Genomic DNA, 16699 nt, shown 5'->3' on the forward strand with positions numbered 1-16699 from the left:
CTGATGGACTTCGAAGCTCTTCATTCGGCGAATTTCAAGCTGCTCGACGACACGGTCGGCGACTGGACGAGCATGCTGAGCAAACTGGAAGCCTTGAAGAAGGACGCCAACGACGGATTGCACAAGAAGGCCCTCACGGCGGACTGGGCCGGCGACAACGCGGTGATCTCGCGCGAGTTCGTGGGCAAGACCGCCGGCGAGTTCGGTGACGCGGTCACCCAGGCGACGTCGATCCGGAACATCATGCAGGACACCCGGGACGACCTGAAGGCGCAGCAGCGCCTGCTCAAGGACGCGATAGAACGCGGTCGGGGGAAGAACCTCACCGTCACCGTGAATGGCGGAGGATTCACGGTCAGTGAGAACCCCGACAAGAAGGCCCCGGGCGGCCAGGCCGACGTCGACGGGCTCGCGAAGGAGCTCCAGGGCATCCTCAACACGGCCACCGAGATCGACAACAGCGCCTCCACGGCGCTGAAGGCGCTCGTCGACCTCACGGACCACGGCTTCTCGGACGCGAAGTACGGGGACCGCGACTCGGCGGTCAACGCGGTGAAGGAGGCCGAGAAGCTGGCGGAGCTCGCGAAGAAGGCGCCCAAGGACCTGACGACGGCCGACTTCGACGCGCTCAACGCCGGTCTGAAGAAGTACGCCAACGACCCGATCTTCGCCGAGCACTTCGCCACCACGCTCGGGCCCAAGGGGACGCTCGACTTCTGGTCGGGCATCAGCCAGCCCTACGAGCACCCCGAGCTGAACCACGACCGGCACAAGCAGTTCGGCGAGCTCCAGAAGAACCTGAGCCTCACCCTCGCCGCCGCCACGCAGGCGGACTCGGCCGAGATGTCGCGCTGGAAGTACGACATGGTGAACCTGGGCGACCAGACGGTCGGGAAGAACAACGTGTCCCAGGGCTTCCAGGTGATGAGCAACCTGATGCGCTGGGGCAACTACGACGACCAGTTCCTCAAGGACTACGGCACGAAGCTGATCGACGCCGAGAAGAAATACACCCGCAACGGGCAGCACGTCTCCATGATGTGGCAGCGCATGGGCATGGACCCGAACCTGAACCACACGGGCACCGACTCCGGCAACGACCCCATGACCGGCTTCCTCGCGGCCCTGTCGAACAGCCCCGACGCGGCCACGGACTTCTTCAACGCGGACTTCGTCACGAAGGACGAGGACCACGAGTTCAAGGAGGAGGACGGCAAGAAGGAGAAGCGGGAGCTCTCCAACTTCGACTACCTCTTCGAGGAGCGCGACTGGCCGCAGGAGATCACCGACAAGGGCAAGGACAGCACCGAGGGCCGCAACAACCTCGCGATGGCCCTGGAGGCGGCCACGACCGGTCACCCGGCCGGCGAGATGCCCACGGAGGAGACCCCGCCGCACAACAAGGACCAGGCGGAGCTCATGCAGAAGATCGTCGCGTCGGTCTCCGACGATCCGGGGCGGCTGACCAAGTACAGCTACATGTCGGACAGCATCGGACAGATCACGTCCGAGTACCTTCCGGACGTCAACCGGGCCATGTCGGACGACAGCCGCGGCAACGTCGACAAGCTGTACCCCATCGGCGGTACGCCGGCGGACCTGGACCACAAGGACGTCACCCGCCTCCTGGTCACCCTCGGACAGGACCCGAAGGCCAACGCCGCGGTCGAGGTCGGCCAGGCGGCGTACATGGGCAGCCTCATGGACTACCACCTGAACCCGAACACGCCCGAGGACCAGCGCTACCCGCAGTCGCCGCAGGACACGATCGAGGAGATCTCGCGCCGCTCGGCCGAGATCGGCGGCACGCTGGCCGTGGGCCAGCAGGAAGCGATCGTGGGCCCGGCGGCCAAGGAGGCCAAGGACTTCGCGGACTCCGTCGCCCAGCAGAAGAACGCCTGGTCCGGCGCGATCAGCACGGGCATCGGCGTCGGTGTCAGCTTCGTCGCCACCCCGATCGGCGGTGCCATAGCCAGCGGTGTCTCCAGCACGGTCAGCTCCATGGTGCTGGAGCACATCTTCCAGCAGTCCGAGACGGACGTCCTCAAGGAGTCCGGCCTCAAGGCGGCGGACGTCTGGGAGCACAGCAAGGAGAAGAACATCGACATGAGCCAGTTCGCGGCGGAGCAGGCGGCGAAGGCCCACAACGTGCCCTACGCGGAGCAGGTCACGGACTGGGCCCGCATGGGAACCGACAACGGGTACTCCGACGCCTCGGACAACGCCCGCCACATGGCCGACGACCTGGAGACCGAGATCCAGCCCGGCTGATCTCCTCTCCCCCGCTCTCCCTCCACCACCAGGCAGAAAGCACATGATGAAGTACGCAAAGGCTGCGGCCACCCTCGCGCTCGTCCTCCTGGCGTCCGGATGCTCCCAGGCGAAGGAGGAGAAGCGGGCCTTCGAAGTGCCGGACTCGCTCTGCGGTACGCAGGTCCCCGCAGAGCTGCTCTCTCCTCTGCTGCCCGCAGGCGGGGACAAGCTGGAGGTGAAGCGCCGCTACCCGGACATGAAGGGTGCGCTGAGCTGCGACGTCGTGGTGGATGGCACCACCGATCTCGGCGTCGACTGGGAGTGGCGGGAGATCGGAACCTCCCCGGGCAAGATCGCGCGTGAGAACCCGTACGTGAAGCACGACACGTACGAGAGCGAGGACGGCCGGTACGTCTACGCGGACAGGGGTGGTGTCATCCGCGTGGCCTGCGAGCCGGTCGTCAAGCATCGCAAGGGCACCGCGGAACTCTTCGCCAAGGTCATGGTCTCCAACGAGGGAAGGTCCGACGCGGCCGCCGTGAAGAACCTGCTCCTCGGCTACGCGAAGGCGTTGTCGGCTTCGTCCGAGTGCGAGCAGAGGTAGCGGACGCCGTGGCCTCGTCGCCTTGAGGTGGGCGGGGTGGGAACGCACGACAGGGTGGGCGCCTCCCGTGCACGCCCACCCTGTTTGCCGTATTGCGGGTTCTGTTTAGAAGAAGCCCGCGGCCCGCTTGTCGCCGGCCTGGTAGGCCGGGGCGGCCTGGCGGACGGCCTTGGAGATGCCCTGAAGGGCGTTGTGGATCGCGCGCGTCTCCTGGTCCCACTTCGCGTGAGCGCCGTCGGCCGCGGTCTTCGCCTCACCCTCCCAGGTGCTGGAGACCGAGCGGATCTTCGTCTGGATGGCCTCAAGGGCCTCGTCCAGGCGCTTCGCCTGCGCGTCGATCTGGTTCGCCGCGTCGTCGAGCGAGGCGTACGTGACGAGCATGACGCCGTCGTTGGCGGCCATGTTCCCTCCGGTTGTCGATGGTGTCGTTCAGGTGGGGTGGTGCGGTGGCTCCGACGCGGAGGTCAGAGGCCGGAAATGCCCGAACGGGCCGCCTTCTCGGCGCCGGCGTCGCCGGAGAAGCCCGCGGTGACGTCGACGCCGCGCAGGGCCGCCTCGACCTCGTCGTCGGTGTTGCTGGAGGTGGTCCGGGTGACCTGGATGGCCTCCTGGAAGTTGAGCATCAGCTTGGCGATCCGCACCATGCCCTGGTTGATCTCGGTCTGCTTGGCGTCGAAGGCGCCGGCACCGATGCCCTTCCAGCGGCCTTCGAGGCTGTCGATGACGCCCTGGAGGGCGGACAGCTGGCCCTTCACGTCATCGAACTTGCGGGTGAGCTCGTCCTGGAAATCCTTGAGACTCTGATCGCCAACCTTCAAGACCGACATGTGTCGCTCTCCCTTTCTCGGGTTCTCTGTTGAGCCTGCGCCCGCAATTGGCGCGGGCGCAGTGAGGTGTGGGGTGTTGTCAGGCGGTACGTCGGCGGCGTGCGATGACGACACCCACGCCCGCGAGGACGATCACGGCCGCCACGGCGCCGATGATGATCCCTGTGTTGCTGCCGCCGCCGCTGTCGCTCGTGTCGCTCGCGGAGGTCTCGTTGGAGCCTGCCACAGGCGTGCCCGACGTCTGCTTGCCGTCGGGGGCTTGTGTCGAAGCTGTTGCGGAGGGGGCGGCGGTCGGCGTGCCGGAGGACGCGGTGGCCGAGGGGGCCGTGGCCGACGGGGTCGCGCTGCCGGCTGCGGATCCGCCCGTGGGCTTGTTGGTCAGGGGGCTGATGTTCGCGTCGCCCGGGTTGCCTTCGTTGCGCGAGATGTTGGCGTTGGGGCGGACGATGCCGTGGCCGAGGTAGTTGCTGACCGTACCCGGCTCCCAGCCGTCCCCTCGCGCGGCCGAGTCGAACATGACGCGGAGCACCTGGTTTCCGGTCCAGTCGGGGTGCGCGGACCAGATCACGGCGGCGGAGGCGGAGGCGATGGCGGTGGAGAAACTGGTGCCGTAGCTGGGGCAGTACTTCGTCAGGCTCTTGTCGCAGTAGACGGGGATGTCGGTTCCCGGGGCTGCAATGTCGATGGCTTCGCCATGCTGCGAGTAGTCGGCCACCGAGCCGTCCCGATCGGTCGCCGCGACGGCGATGGTCTCGGGATAACTCGCTGGATACTGCTCCTTGTTGCCCTTGGCCGCGTTGTTGCCCGCACCCGCGAAGACCAGCTTGCCCTTTTGCAGGGCGTACTGGATCGCTGCCCGGCCCTCTTCGCTGTAGTAGTCACTGGCCATGGAGATGTTGATGATCTGTGCCGGGCTGTCTGCGGCGGCCTTGATCGCCTCTGACATGTCGAAGGCGTTGACGGTCTGCTCGTTCTGCAGCTCGGTGTTGCTCACCCGGTAGGGAATCACCTTGGCGTCCGGGGCCAGTCCCCGAAGTCCGCCCTGCGCTCCGGATCCGACGATGAGTTCGGCGATGGTCGTTCCGTGACCGTCGTAGTCGTCCGTCTCATCGCCCTTGGCCTCGGCCGCGTCCCAGCCCTTGAGCACCTTGCCCTTGAGGGAGGGCCTGTCCGGGTCGACTCCACTGTCGATGACGGCAACCGTGATGCCCTTGCCGGTCGCCTTCTTCCAGATCTCCTCGGCCTTCATGGCATCCAGGTACCACTGCTGCGACCGCGCGTCGGCAGCGACTGCCGTCGGAGCGACCCCGACGAGCGCCGTCGCCAGCACCACGGTCGCCGTGGTGCCGAGCAGCGCTCGGCGAAGCCTGCCGCCCTCGATCATTCCTGCCGTCATCCTGACTTCCGAGCCTTCCGCGTGGTTAGTCGATCACCGGCGGCACGGCGCCGCGCCGACGGTTGTTCCAGGTCTCTTCGTCTTCCGTCAGATAGTCGGGGCGCGAAGAGCCTTCACTCTCCTGCTCCTCACGGCCCGGACGCTGGGTGCCACGGCCGCCCATGCCACGGGGTGTCCCGACCACTCCGTTGGAGCTGGGGGTGCCACGTCCGGCAGGACGCGGCGTCGCCTTGGCGTTGTTGGCACCGACCACGCCGGACTGGCTGGGGCGTGCCCCAGCCGTACGGCCCGCGGCCGCGCCCTCGCTGCCGACGACGGTGCCCCTCGGGATCCGGGATCCGGTGGTCCCGCCGGTGGTGCGCTGCGGCGTGCCGCCCATGATGGGGTTGGACCTGCCGCCTGCACGGCCGGTGACCGGCTGGTTCGCGCGGCCCGTGGCCGGCTGGCTTCCCCGCCCGGTGACCGGCTGACCCGCGCCGCCGGCGCGACCGGTCTGCGGGGTGGCGCGCCCCGCCTGCGCGGACTGGGCGTTGGACGGCGGGCCGCCGGCCCGACCCATGGGGCCGTTGGTACGGCCCGTCGCCGGAGAGCCCGTCGGGTTGCCCGAGCGCCCCATCGTCGGGGAGGTGTTCGGTCCGCCGCTGCGGCCGACGGCGGGCGAGCTCGTCGGACCGGTACGGCCCAGACCGGTTCGGCCAGTCGCGGTACGCGGCCCGCCCGGGTTCCCGGTGATCTTGGGCCCGCCGGTACGCGGCGGGGTGCCGAGCGTCAGCGGCGGAGGCATGCCGGGGCTGGTCGGAGGCGCGGTGTTGGTGGGCGCCGTCGGGGTGGGCGGGGTGTTCGTCAGCGTGGGCGGCGGGGGCGTCTTGACCGTGTCGATCTGGACCTTCGTGCCGTCCGAGGGCTTCTCCCGGATCGGGTCGGAGCCGTCGAGCTGATCACCCGTGCGGGGCTGCGTCTGGGTGGTGCGGTCCTCGGTGGAGCTGATGGGCCCGGACGACTCCCTCGACAGGCCGTCGCGGGACGATGAAGCGGAACCCGAGTCACCGGACCCCCTGCCTCCGTCAACCAGCCCCGACGGCAGCGGCACCGCCGCCTTGTAAGCCTCCGGCGGCTTCGGCATCTCCTGGCCCTGAAGGGTGCTCTGCGAGACCGCGTAGAAGGACGCCAGGCGGTTCATCTGGTTGATGGCCTCCTGGCGGTCCTTCTCCGCCGCTACGGCCTTCTGGTAGTCCTCGTTCTTCTCGACCTTCTCGACCTCGGTGAAGTCCGTGGGCTTCTTCTGGACGAGGCGGCTGTCGCGCGGCGGCTTGGCGTTGCGGACGGAGGTCAGGCCGGTGCTGGCGACCTTCATCTGGGAGCCGACCGCGTTGGCGACCTTGCCGATGTCCCAGGCGTAGGTCACGACCTCGGAGCCGTAGCGCTGGAACTCGACGGCCGCGTCGCCCTTCCACTGGACGCCGGAGACGAAGCTGTTCAGCTCCTTGGCGGCCGCGTTGAGGGACTTCGTGGCGTTCTCCAGGGCCTCGCCGGCCTGCTCCAGGTCGGAGGGGTTGGAGCTTTCGAGGAGGTCGAGCATGTCGTTGAGCCGGGCGCCCTCGAAGGACGTCTCGCCGTAGACGCTCCCCTTGGGCATCAGGCGGAAGCCTCCGCCGAAGGGGAAGGGCAGCTTGATGTCGTCCAGCTTCTCCAGGAAGTCCGTGGTCTGGTGCTGGGCGTTGATCTGCTCCGTGTCCTTCGCCTGCGCCTGTTCCTGCGGCGTCAGGTTCGAGGGCGCGGGCGCACTCGGGTTCGGATTCTTCTCATCGCTCATCGGTCGTCACCCGATCCCTTCCGTGGACCTGTCGGTGTCCCTGCGCGGATCCCCGGGCTGCGCCGGGTCCTTGCTCCGCTTCTGGTCCTCGGCCTGGATGGCCTCGGCGCGCTCCTCGCTCAGGCGCGCGCGGATCTCGTGGAACCGCCGCCGCTGGTCGTCCTCCACGTTGCCGTAGCCGACGTCTGCGGCGTGGACGCCGATCTGGAGGAGTTCGATCTGGCCGCTGAGGGACTTCGACAGGGCCACGAGCGAGGCGTGGACCCGCTCGTACTCCGAGAAGAAGCCGTCCGCCTCGGCGAAGGCCATTCCGGTGCCGAGCGAGGCGCGCGTCACGCGGTTCTGCCCCAGCGTCGAGGCTCCGCCCGCGCCCGCCTCCAGGTCCGAGATGACCCCGTCGACCTTGTCACGGAACTTCCTCAGCTCGCCGACGCCGAGCTCAAGGTCACTCGCCACCGTCGCTCCCGCCCCCGTCACCCGTTACCTCGAACACGAGCCAATCCTCCCCGTTTGCTCCTGCTGTCCTGCATTGCGATCGTGGCGACTCGCCATCCACCGATCACGCGCGTACCACTCTAGTGATTGCGACTGACAGGCCCAAGTCTCTTGTTTGTCACGAGACTTCTACAGTTCGTTTGTCATGTTCGACGCTATCAGCCGTGTGCGTCTGCAATGATCACCGGCCCGTGATCGCGGCCCGTCTCCGCCGGTGGTCCCGCAGGGCGACCGACGAGCCCGCGATCGCCGCGACCAGCACTCCGCCGCTGACGACGACGTAGGTGGCCAGGCGGCCGGCGCGCTGTTCGGGGGTCTCGCCAAGGTGGAGGGCGGCCGGGGTCGGGGCCTCGGCCCGGGTCAGGCCCTCGTGGGCCACGGGCTTCTCGATGGGCTTGTCGTCCTCGGTGAGGGCCCTGACCGGGTCGACGACGCCCCAGCCGACGAGACGGTCGTGCCCGGCGACCGAGCGTTCCGCGGTCTGCTGGATCTGGGCGACGATCTGCTCCTGGGTCCAGCCCATGTGCTCGCTCTTGATCAGGGCGGCGAGGCCGGCGACGTACGGCGCGGAGAAGCTGGTGCCGTTGTCGGCGCAGTGGCCGCCGCCGGGGACCGTGGAGACCATGTCGACGCCCGGTGCCGCCACGCCGACGAAGTCGCCGGACTGGGAGAACTGGGCGCGTTCGTTGTTGCGGTCCGACGCGGCGACGGCGAGGACGCCCTGGTACGAGGCCGGGTAGGTGGCCTTGACGTTGCCGCCCAGGCCGTCGTTGCCCGCCGAGGCGATGACGACGATCTCCTTGTCCAGGGCGGCCTGGACCGCCTGCTCCAGGAGCGGGGTGGGCTTGACCGCGTTCGCCGTGTCCTGGGAGATGTTGATCACGTGCGCCTTCTTGGCGATGGCGTGGCGGATCGCCGTGGCGAGGGTCTCCGCGGTGCCGTTGCCGTCGGCGTCGTTCTGCTGGATGGGGATGATCGTGGCGTCCGGCGCGAGTCCGACGAATCCGGTGCCCTTGACGGGGCGGGCGGCGATGATGCCGGCCACCTTGGTGCCGTGGCCGACGGTGTCGGTGGTGCCGTTCTCCTTGCCCCGCTTCAGCTTGTAGCCGTTGGCGTCCTTGGCGCTCTTCGGGATCAGGTTGATCCCGCTTCTGGCGTCGACGGCCTTGGCCAGCTGCGGGTTCCGCACGTCGACGCCGGTGTCGATGACGGCGACGCGGACACCCTTGCCGGTGGACTGGGCCCACAGTTGGTCCAGCAGCACGCGCTGGAGCGACCAGGGCCGGCCCTCGTACATCTTGCTCGGGTAGTTGCACTGACCGCCGTCCTCGGCCGCCGCGGTGGAGAGCGGGAGACCGAGGGCGCAGAGCGTCGTCGCGGCCAGGACGAGCAGGGGGCGCCCCGAGCGGCGCGTGGGCGTCCTCATGAGCCCTGCGGCTGTCGCGCGCCGCCCGTGGAGAGGCGGGGGCCGGTGGGCAGGAAGGTGGACCACTCGGCGGGGATGGGCAGCGGCTCGACGTTCTTGTAGCCGAGGCGGTTCTGGGCCTGCTGGGCCTCCGCCTGCCGGGCCTGCTTCTCCTCCTCCGAGCCGGAGGAGCCGATGCCGGAGTCGTCGGTGGTGGTGTCGCCGTTGGACTGCATCGCGTAGCGCAGGCCGGTGTCGGTGACGAGGAAGAGGAAGCCGCTGGAGGTCGTGGAGCCCTTGAACTGCCGGAAGAGCTGGCCCGATCCGGGGGTGACGTACGCGCTGCTGGAGCCGGTCGGCAGGGCGGCGGGGAAGTCCTTGCCCGCCCAGGTGCTCAGGGTGGTGGCACCGTTCTCCTCGTCGACCGCGCGGAGCACGTTGCAGACGGTGTTGCGGCTGCCTTCGGCGGTGCTCGCCTCGTTGACGGGTACGGGGGCGGCCGTCGGCCACTTCTTGTCCCCGCCGAAGGGGGCTCCCGGTGACAGGAAGGCGCCGCCGCTCTGCTTGCTGGGCTGGCCGGCCTGGCCGAGGGAGACGAGCTGACGGCTGTTGAGGAGCAGCTTGGCGGTGAGGTCCGAGACGGGGGCGACCCGGTCCTGGAGCACCACGTACATCTGCTGCCTGGTGCCGTCGGTCGCGGAGAGCACCATGCCGACCTTGGCGAACTCGGGTGCCAGGCCGTCGGCGGCGGAGGCGGCGCCCGGCTCGCCCGGGATCTTCGGGAAGGAGATCGTGTCGCCCTTGTGCAGGGTGTTCAGCCACGTCTCCGAGACGCGCTGGGCGGCGCGGCCCTGCCCGACGAGCTGGCGCAGCAGCAGTTCGTCCTTCTCGACGGGGTACGCGGTCCCCTCCGCGTCGACCACGTAGCGGGTGCGGTCCGGGGCCGGGCCCTCGACGTACAGGAGTTGGCCGCCGGTCAGCCGCTCGGAGCCGTCCGTCTTCGCCTCCTCGCGCGCGGCGAGGACGAAGGCGGCCTTCTGGATCGCGCGGCCGCCCTCGCCGGGGCGTTCGCAGACGGCCCAGCGCTTGGCGGCGCCCGCCTCCTTCTCGGCGGGGAGGCGGTCGGGGGCGTAGGGGATGCCGAGGGTGGCGCCGTGCGGGATCTTGCCGCTGTCGAGCACCGACTCGGAGACCGTGATGATCTTCTCCTTGTCGGGGTCGAGGAGGAGCTTCGCCGACGACATGTTGAGGACCGGGTGGAGCTGGAGCTTCTCGCCGGTCTTGAGGACCACATAGCGGGTGGTCGACTTGTCGGCGATGATCACGTTCTGGCCGGGCTTGTCCCAGTCCTTGGGGGCGACAGGTTTGAACATGCCCCAGGCGCCGAAGACCGCCAGGACCACCACGCCGACGATGGCTCCGGGCACCACCGCGCGCAGCGGGCGCGGCGCGCCTTCCTCGGAGCCCGTCGAGTTGGGCTGCACGAACTGCGCGACCAATCTCCGCTTCGCGAAGGTGTAGGCGTTCAGTTCGTCGCGTCGTGATGCCATCGGATGTGTCGTCCCTCTCCCCGCCGGCCGACCAGGTTGCCACACTCGGCGGGCCCGTCCGCCGTCCCGCCGCCCCCTACTATGCCTGGCGGCACCCGTGTCTCACCGCTCAGGTAGGGTGATCGCCCGGTCAACGCCCAAGGGAATTCGGCTATTACGGACACGAGGGGGCAACGCGGCGATGGGTACGGCGACGCGTGCGCGCGACGGGCGGCGGACCAGCGGCCGAGCGCCTCAATCTTCCCGACGGCAACGCAGCAACGGGCGCGGTGAACCGGGCCGGGGCGCCGCGGCGCCGGGGCCGGCGCAGGCCGTCCCCGCGACGACGACGCTCCGGCCGCTGTCGCGCACCGGCCGGATCGGCCCCGTCCACGCCCGCCAGCTGGTGCTGGTGGAGGCGGCGCTGGCCCTGGTGGCCGTCGGCTTCGTCCTGGGCGGGCTCTGGCTCGTCCCGACCTGTGTCGCGGCCGGTGTCCTGGTGCTCCTCGCGGTGATACGGCGCCGAGGCCAGGCCGTGCAGGACTGGATGGGCACCGCGCTCGCGCTGCGGTCCCGCCGCCGCGACACCGCGCCCTCGGGGCCGGACGCGGATCCGTCCCTGGCCCCGGTCACCGAGAGCGTGCGCGGCTTCGGCGCGCAGCCGTACGTGGACCGGAACCACCGCACCGTCGGCATGCTGGGCGACGGCTCCTTCCTGACCGCCGTGCTGCGCGTCGAGGCGAGCGGTTCGGCGCTGCGGCCGGTCTTCGGCGCCCGCGCCTTCCCGCTGACCCTGCTGGGCGACGCCCTGGAGGTCGACGACATCGTGGTGGAGTCGGTCCAGCTGGTGCAGCAGGTGCGTCCGGCCCCGGCCCCGCACCTCCCCCAGCAGTCGGTGGCCCGGCTCTCGTACACCCCGCTCCAGGAGCGGACCGGGGCGCCCGCGCTGCGGCTGACCTGGGTGGCGGTGAAGCTGGACCCCGAGCGCTGCAAGGAGGCGGTCGCCGCGCGCGGCGGCGGTCTGGAGGGCGCGCAGCGGTGCCTGGTCCGGATCGCGGACCACCTGGCGAGCCGGATCACCGGCGCGGGTTTCCAGGCGGTCGTCCTGGACCAGGAAGAAGTCAACTCGACCATCGCGACGGCCGCCTGCACCAGCCCGCACGCGGCCGCGCGCGCGGGTCGCGCCGACGCCGCGCCGCAGCGGCGGACGGCCGAGACGTCCCGGGTCTGGCGGTGCGACGACCGCTGGCACACCACGTACGCGGTCGGGCGCTGGCCCGAGCTCGGGCGGGGCGCGGCTCCGCTGCCGCGGCTGGTCTCGCTGCTGACCTCGGTGCCCGCGTACGCCACGACCTTCAGCCTCACCGTCCGGCGCGGGACGCGTCAGGGCGCGATGGAGGTCGGCGGCCACGTCCGGGTCACCGGCGGCTCCGACAACGAACTGGTCCGGGTGCGGCGGACGCTCGAACAGGCCGCGCGCACCGCGAAGGTGGGGCTGCTGCGTCTCGACCGCGAGCAGCTGCCGGGCGTGCTGGCGACGATGCCGCTCGGAGGGGCGCGATGAGGGGACGTGGTGGAGCGGTGAAGGGGCTGCGCGGTCTGATCGGGCCGCGGCACGCGGGGCACACCATCCCGTCGGCCGAACTCGGCGCGCTCTCCCTGCCGGTGGGCGACGACGGCGTGGTGATCGGCGAGGACTCCGAGGGCCGTTCGCAGTTGGTGGGCTTCCACCGCTCGACGCCGTACGACGTCCTCCTGATCGGCGGTCTGTGGACGGCGCAGGTGCTGGCGCTGCGCGCCGCCGCGACCGGCTCCCGGGTCGTCGTGGAGACCGGCCGTCCGCACGCGTGGGTGGGGCTGGCGCAGGCGGCGGGCGCGGGTCTGGAGTGCATCACGCTCCACGAGGTGGGCCGGGTCCCGCCGTTGGGCGCGACCGTCGGCAGCCCGGTCGTCGTGGTGCGGGACTGCGGCATGCGGCCGCCGCGCGGTCGGGTCGTCTCCTCGCCGTGGCAGTCCGTGCTGACCCTGCTGCCGTACCTCAGCCCGGTCGCCCCGCGCCTGATGCGCGCGGCCACGCTCGTCGGCATCCAGCGGGTCTCGCCGCAGGAGGCCCAGCAGACCGGGCGCATCCTGGGCCTGACGCAGACCGAGGTCGACGCGCTGCCGACGCTCGCGGACGGCGTGACGCTGTGGTGCGCCGGCGCCGAGCGCCACTGGGTCATCACCAACGCCACGGACGCGGAGTCGGGCCTGCTGGGCACGGCCCGCCGCATGGACTGACGGAGGGACCGGCAGAGGGACACCCGGAGGTCGTCCTCGGCGATCGTCCGAAGCGGCACACGCGCGTGGGCCGGTTTCCCTAGTATTTCTCCAGGTGGCACGGGGCGGGACCCAACGGCCCGGCGCCACGGGACACATGGTCCGCCGACAGGCCGTGAGCGAAAGGAACTCCCATGGGGAGCGCGCAGGAGAAGGACGAGTTGTACGCCCTCGACATCTCGGACGTCGAGTGGATCGGCGCCCCCGGCACGAGCCCCGACGAGGAGCGCGTCGAGATCGCCCACCTGCCGGGCGGTGCCGTCGCCATGCGTTCCTCGCTGGACCACGGCACGGTGCTGCGGTACACGGAGGCGGAGTGGACGGCGTTCGTGCTCGGCGCGCGGGACGGCGAGTTCGACCTGCGCTGAACGAGGCGGGTCCCACGCGTCTGTGGCGGGGCCCGGTGCGAACCGGCGGTCGGGTGCCCGGAATCGGGTGCGCGGCCGCCGGTTCGTCGCGTCACCCGTTCGGGCAAGGGGTGGACGAGGCGGTACGGAACCGGCACGGGCGGACGGGGGTGGGCGAGGTGGTACGGATTCCACCGCGACGATCCGTCTCGTACGGGTTCGTCCCGGGCGTTTCCTCACGCTCCGCCGCACCGGCGTCACCCTGGCCGCGCTCCCGGCCGGAGGGACGGCCTCCGGGAGAGGACGGGCCTGCCGCGGCGGCGTTGCGGGCGTTTAGGGTGGGTGGGGGCGCGGCGCGGTATCCCTCGGAACGGTCGCCGGGTCCGAGGGGAGAGCCGGCCCGACCGGCAGTGAACGGTGGCCCCGACGCACGACGGCACAAGGGTGCTCGACCACACCAGGAGGCAAAGTGAACGGCGATCGCGACGACATCCGCGGGGGCTGGAACGTGCCCGCCGACGAGTCCGACGCGGATCCCGCCGAGATGACGGGTGAGTTCACCATCGACTACACCCCGCCGGCCTGGTACACGCAGAACGCGCCGGGCGGTCCGGGCGGCGTCGGTGCCACTCCCCCGCCTCCGACGGGCGCGCCGGTCCCGGTCCCCGGGATGCCCCCGGGCGGCTTCCAGCAGCCCGGCTGGACGCACACCCCGCCGCCGCCCGCGCCCGGCCCGTACGGGGCGTACGCCCCCGAGGCCGGCGCCCCCGGCACGCCGCCGCCCGGCTACCCGGCGCCCGCGCCCGCGCCCGGCCAGATCCCCGGCCAGATCCCCGGTCAGCAGGCTCCCGCGTACGGTGCGTACGGCTCCGAGGCCGGCGCTCCCGGCACGCCTGCCGTGCCGCCCGCGTACCCGGCACCCGCGCCCGCACCCGTCCCCGCCCCGGCTCCTCCGGCGCCCTTCGGCGGCGGTGACCTGGACAGCGGCGCCACCATGCGCTTCAACCCCTCCTCGCTGCGGCCCGACCCGGCGGCGCAGCCGGTGCCCGACCCGGCCGCCGAGCCGCTCCCGGGGTCCCCGGAGGCCGCGGGCCTGGTCCGCGCCGACGTCCCCCCGGTCCCCGCCGCGGCCGAGCCCGCCCTCGAGGCGGAGGCCGCGACGGACGCCGACACCGACGCGGAGCCGTCCGACGAGCAGGACGTGACCGAGGTCATGGACGCGGTCGAGGCCGAAGCCGAGGTCGCGGACGCCACGGACATCGACACCGACTCCGACACCGACTCCGACTCCGAGACGGACACCGCCGTCCAGGCGGAGTCGGACGTGGAGGTTGAGGTTGAGGTGGAGGCAGAGGCGGAGGCCGGAGAGGCCGACGTCGAGGCGCCTGCCGCCGAAGCCCCCACCCCTCTCCCCGCCGCCCCGCTGCCCGCCGAGGGCGCCCCCGCCGACGCGGCCGCCGCACCCGGCGTCCCGCCGGCGGCCTACCCCGGCGCGCCCGCGGCAGGAGGCGCGCTGCCGCCGCTGCCGCCGAACTTCCCGCCCGCCTCCCCCGAGGCCCAGCAGGCCCAGCAGGCCCCGGGCGCCGCGCCGCAGTGGCCCGGGCAGCCGGTGGCCGCCGCCCCCGGAGCCGTACCGCCGCAGGGCGGGTACGGGTACCCCCAGGGCCCCGGCGCTCCCGGCCTCCCCCCGCAGACACCGGTCCCTGCCCCCGCCCCGTCCCCCGGCTACGGCTACCCGCAGCCGCCGGCCGCCGCGCAGGCCGGTTACGGCTACCCGCACCCGGGTCAGCCGCAGCCCCAGCCGCCCGTGCCCGGCGCCCCGGGCCACCCACAGCCGGCCGGTCTCCCGCCGCAGCCGCAGGACGGATACGGCTACCCGCAGGGAGCCGGTGCACCCGGTGCGCCCGGTGGGGTTCCTCCGCAGGGTCCTGACGGGTACGGGTACCCGCCGGGTGCCGTCGACCCGCGGACCGGGGCTGCGTGGCCGCAGTCGGTCACGCACGACCAGCGCGAGCGGTCCGTGCCGGGCGCTCCGCTCGGGTACACGGCGGCCGTCGAGCTCTCCTCCGACCGTCTCCTACGCAACAACAAGCAGAAGCCGAAGTCGAGCCGCAACCCCAGCGGCGCGGCCTCCCGCTTCAAGCTCGGCGCCAAGAAGGAGGAGGCGGAGCGGCAGCGGAAGCTGGAGCTGATCCGCACCCCCGTCCTGTCCTGCTACCGGATCGCGGTCATCTCGCTCAAGGGCGGCGTCGGCAAGACCACGACGACCACCGCGCTCGGCGCGACCCTCGCCACCGAGCGGCAGGACAAGATCCTGGCGATCGACGCCAACCCGGACGCCGGCACGCTCGGCCGCCGGGTGCGGCGCGAGACCGGGGCGACCATCCGCGACCTGGTGCAGGCGATCCCGTACCTCAACTCGTACATGGACATCCGCCGGTTCACCTCGCAGGCGCCGTCCGGCCTGGAGATCATCGCCAACGACGTGGACCCGGCCGTCTCGACGACCTTCAACGACGAGGACTACCGGCGGGCGATCGACGTCCTCGGCAAGCAGTACCCGGTCATCCTCACCGACTCCGGCACGGGTCTGCTCTACAGCGCCATGCGCGGGGTGCTCGACCTCGCCGACCAGCTGATCATCATCTCCACGCCCTCCGTGGACGGCGCCTCCAGCGCCTCGACGACGCTGGACTGGCTCTCCGCGCACGGCTACGCGGATCTGGTGCAGCGCTCGATCACGGTCATCTCCGGGGTCCGCGAGACCGGCAAGATGATCAAGGTCGAGGACATCGTGCAGCACTTCCGCACCCGCTGCCGCGGGGTGATCGTGGTGCCCTTCGACGAGCACCTGGCGGCCGGCGCCGAGGTCGACCTCGACATGATGCGACCCAAGACCCGGGAGGCGTACTTCGAGCTCTCGGCGATGGTCGCCGAGGACTTCGCGCGGGCGCAGCAGGCGCAGGGCCTGTGGACCGGCGACGGCCAGGGCGGCCTGCCCCCGCACATGGCGCCCCCGATGCCGGGCCAGTACTCCCCCGGCCAGCCCATGCCGGGCCAGCCGGGCCAGCCCGGTCAGCCGATGCAGGGCCAGCCCATGCCCGGCCACCCGGCTCCCGGTCAGCCCTCCCCCGGCCAGCCGTACGGTGCTCCGCCCGCGCCGGGGCAGCCGTACGGCGCGCAGCCGATGCCGGGGCAGTACGCGCCCGGTCAGCCGGCGCCGGGTCAGCCGTACCCGCCGCAGGCACAGGCACAGGCACAGCCGTACCCACAGCCGGGTCAGCCGCCGGTCCCCGGCCAGCCGTACCCGCCCCAGCCCGGCCAGCCGTACCCGGCGCAGCCGGGGGAGCCGGTTACCGGGCAAGTCGGATATCCCGGACAGCCGTACGGGCAGCAGCCCTACCCGCCGGCGGCGAGTTCCAGCCAGCAGGGCCAGCCGGGCCAGCCCGGTCAGCCGTACGGGCAGCAGCCCGCGGCGGGACAGCCGTTCGGACAGCCGCTGCCTCCGCAGGCGCCGCCGCAGGCTCCTCCGCAGGCACCGCCAGCCCCTCAGCAGTAGGGCGTCACAGGAGTAGACCAATGAGGCTCCGTACCGGTTCACCGGTACGGAGCCTCTTGGCATTCCCGCAGCCCACACGGGGTTTGAGTCATCGTTGACGACGGCAGACCACCGCTGATACATCTTCGCTTCACCCGACGTCAGCCCAAGAT

Annotated in this window: 13 protein-coding genes; 6 read left to right on the plus strand and 7 right to left on the minus strand. The window is 71.4% G+C overall.

Going from position 1 to position 16699, the window contains the following annotated elements:
- The first annotated feature begins 3 nt into the window (after window positions 1-3).
- Both ACFXMG_RS24535 and ACFXMG_RS24540 read left to right on the plus strand, forming a co-directional pair.
- The gene (locus tag ACFXMG_RS24535; RefSeq protein WP_383827617.1) at window positions 4-2271 is read left to right on the plus strand and encodes a hypothetical protein; all 2268 of its coding nucleotides are present in this window, start codon (window positions 4-6) and stop codon (window positions 2269-2271) included.
- 43 nt (window positions 2272-2314) lie between these two features.
- Complete coding sequence (locus ACFXMG_RS24540; protein ID WP_383827615.1) at window positions 2315-2857, plus strand: hypothetical protein; 543 nt, start codon at window positions 2315-2317, stop codon at window positions 2855-2857.
- Window positions 2858-2962: 105 nt separating this feature from the next.
- On the opposite strand, the gene ACFXMG_RS24545 is transcribed toward ACFXMG_RS24540, so the two are convergent.
- From ACFXMG_RS24545 to eccB, 7 genes are all read right to left on the minus strand, one after another.
- Window positions 2963-3259, minus strand: coding sequence for a WXG100 family type VII secretion target (locus ACFXMG_RS24545; protein ID WP_383827613.1), 297 nt, complete (start codon window positions 3257-3259; stop codon window positions 2963-2965).
- Between the two features lie 62 nt (window positions 3260-3321).
- Complete coding sequence (locus ACFXMG_RS24550; protein ID WP_383827611.1) at window positions 3322-3684, minus strand: WXG100 family type VII secretion target; 363 nt, start codon at window positions 3682-3684, stop codon at window positions 3322-3324.
- A gap of 79 nt (window positions 3685-3763) precedes the next feature.
- The gene (locus ACFXMG_RS24555) at window positions 3764-5080 is read right to left on the minus strand and encodes a S8 family serine peptidase (protein ID WP_384119641.1); all 1317 of its coding nucleotides are present in this window, start codon (window positions 5078-5080) and stop codon (window positions 3764-3766) included.
- A 25-nt stretch (window positions 5081-5105) separates the two neighbouring features.
- Window positions 5106-6893, minus strand: coding sequence for a hypothetical protein (locus ACFXMG_RS24560; RefSeq protein ID WP_383827607.1), 1788 nt, complete (start codon window positions 6891-6893; stop codon window positions 5106-5108).
- A gap of 6 nt (window positions 6894-6899) precedes the next feature.
- Window positions 6900-7349 carry a hypothetical protein gene (locus ACFXMG_RS24565; RefSeq protein WP_383827605.1) on the minus strand — a complete coding sequence of 150 codons (450 nt, stop codon included), beginning with the start codon at window positions 7347-7349 and terminating at the stop codon, window positions 6900-6902.
- A gap of 220 nt (window positions 7350-7569) precedes the next feature.
- Window positions 7570-8814, minus strand: a complete 1245-nt coding sequence (gene mycP / locus ACFXMG_RS24570; RefSeq protein WP_383827603.1) for a type VII secretion-associated serine protease mycosin — start codon at window positions 8812-8814, stop codon at window positions 7570-7572.
- Window positions 8811-10343 (minus strand): type VII secretion protein EccB, encoded by a 1533-nt coding sequence (eccB, locus tag ACFXMG_RS24575; RefSeq protein ID WP_383827601.1) that lies wholly within the window; start codon window positions 10341-10343, stop codon window positions 8811-8813. The genes mycP and eccB overlap by 4 nt, the downstream gene beginning before the upstream one ends.
- Window positions 10344-10524: 181 nt before the next feature.
- Between eccB and eccE the strand changes: the two genes are divergently transcribed.
- The 4 genes from eccE to ACFXMG_RS24595 all read left to right on the plus strand — a co-directional run bounded on the left by eccE (window position 10525) and on the right by ACFXMG_RS24595 (window position 16547).
- Window positions 10525-11886 (plus strand): type VII secretion protein EccE, encoded by a 1362-nt coding sequence (eccE, locus tag ACFXMG_RS24580; RefSeq protein ID WP_383827599.1) that lies wholly within the window; start codon window positions 10525-10527, stop codon window positions 11884-11886.
- Window positions 11883-12602, plus strand: coding sequence for a hypothetical protein (locus ACFXMG_RS24585; protein WP_383827597.1), 720 nt, complete (start codon window positions 11883-11885; stop codon window positions 12600-12602). Before eccE ends, ACFXMG_RS24585 begins: the two co-directional genes overlap by 4 nt.
- Window positions 12603-12775: 173 nt before the next feature.
- Entirely contained in the window at window positions 12776-13009 is a 234-nt protein-coding gene (locus ACFXMG_RS24590) for a DUF397 domain-containing protein (RefSeq protein ID WP_031014159.1), read from the plus strand.
- Window positions 13010-13457: 448 nt separating this feature from the next.
- Window positions 13458-16547: an SCO5717 family growth-regulating ATPase gene (locus ACFXMG_RS24595; RefSeq protein ID WP_383827594.1), complete on the plus strand. Its 3090-nt coding sequence runs from the start codon at window positions 13458-13460 to the stop codon at window positions 16545-16547.
- The last annotated feature ends 152 nt before the right edge of the window (window positions 16548-16699 follow it).

The sequence above is a fragment of the Streptomyces sp. NPDC059201 genome, from assembly GCF_042754585.1.
In the GTDB taxonomy this organism is placed as follows: Bacteria; Actinomycetota; Actinomycetes; order Streptomycetales; family Streptomycetaceae; genus Streptomyces.

Bases quoted from the DNA above. Each gene is read 5' to 3' on its own strand.
- ACFXMG_RS24545 (WP_383827613.1), bottom strand. From the start codon at position 3,259: ATGGCCGCCAACGACGGCGTCATGCTCGTCACGTACGCCTCGCTCGAC.
- ACFXMG_RS24560 (WP_383827607.1), bottom strand. From the start codon at position 6,893: ATGAGCGATGAGAAGAATCCGAACCCGAGTGCGCCCGCGCCCTCGAAC.
- ACFXMG_RS24550 (WP_383827611.1), bottom strand. From the start codon at position 3,684: ATGTCGGTCTTGAAGGTTGGCGATCAGAGTCTCAAGGATTTCCAGGAC.
- ACFXMG_RS24535 (WP_383827617.1), top strand. From the start codon at position 4: ATGGACTTCGAAGCTCTTCATTCGGCGAATTTCAAGCTGCTCGACGAC.
- ACFXMG_RS24555 (WP_384119641.1), bottom strand. From the start codon at position 5,080: ATGACGGCAGGAATGATCGAGGGCGGCAGGCTTCGCCGAGCGCTGCTC.
- mycP (WP_383827603.1), bottom strand. From the start codon at position 8,814: ATGAGGACGCCCACGCGCCGCTCGGGGCGCCCCCTGCTCGTCCTGGCC.
- eccB (WP_383827601.1), bottom strand. From the start codon at position 10,343: ATGGCATCACGACGCGACGAACTGAACGCCTACACCTTCGCGAAGCGG.
- ACFXMG_RS24590 (WP_031014159.1), top strand. From the start codon at position 12,776: ATGGGGAGCGCGCAGGAGAAGGACGAGTTGTACGCCCTCGACATCTCG.
- ACFXMG_RS24585 (WP_383827597.1), top strand. From the start codon at position 11,883: ATGAGGGGACGTGGTGGAGCGGTGAAGGGGCTGCGCGGTCTGATCGGG.
- eccE (WP_383827599.1), top strand. From the start codon at position 10,525: ATGGGTACGGCGACGCGTGCGCGCGACGGGCGGCGGACCAGCGGCCGA.
- ACFXMG_RS24540 (WP_383827615.1), top strand. From the start codon at position 2,315: ATGATGAAGTACGCAAAGGCTGCGGCCACCCTCGCGCTCGTCCTCCTG.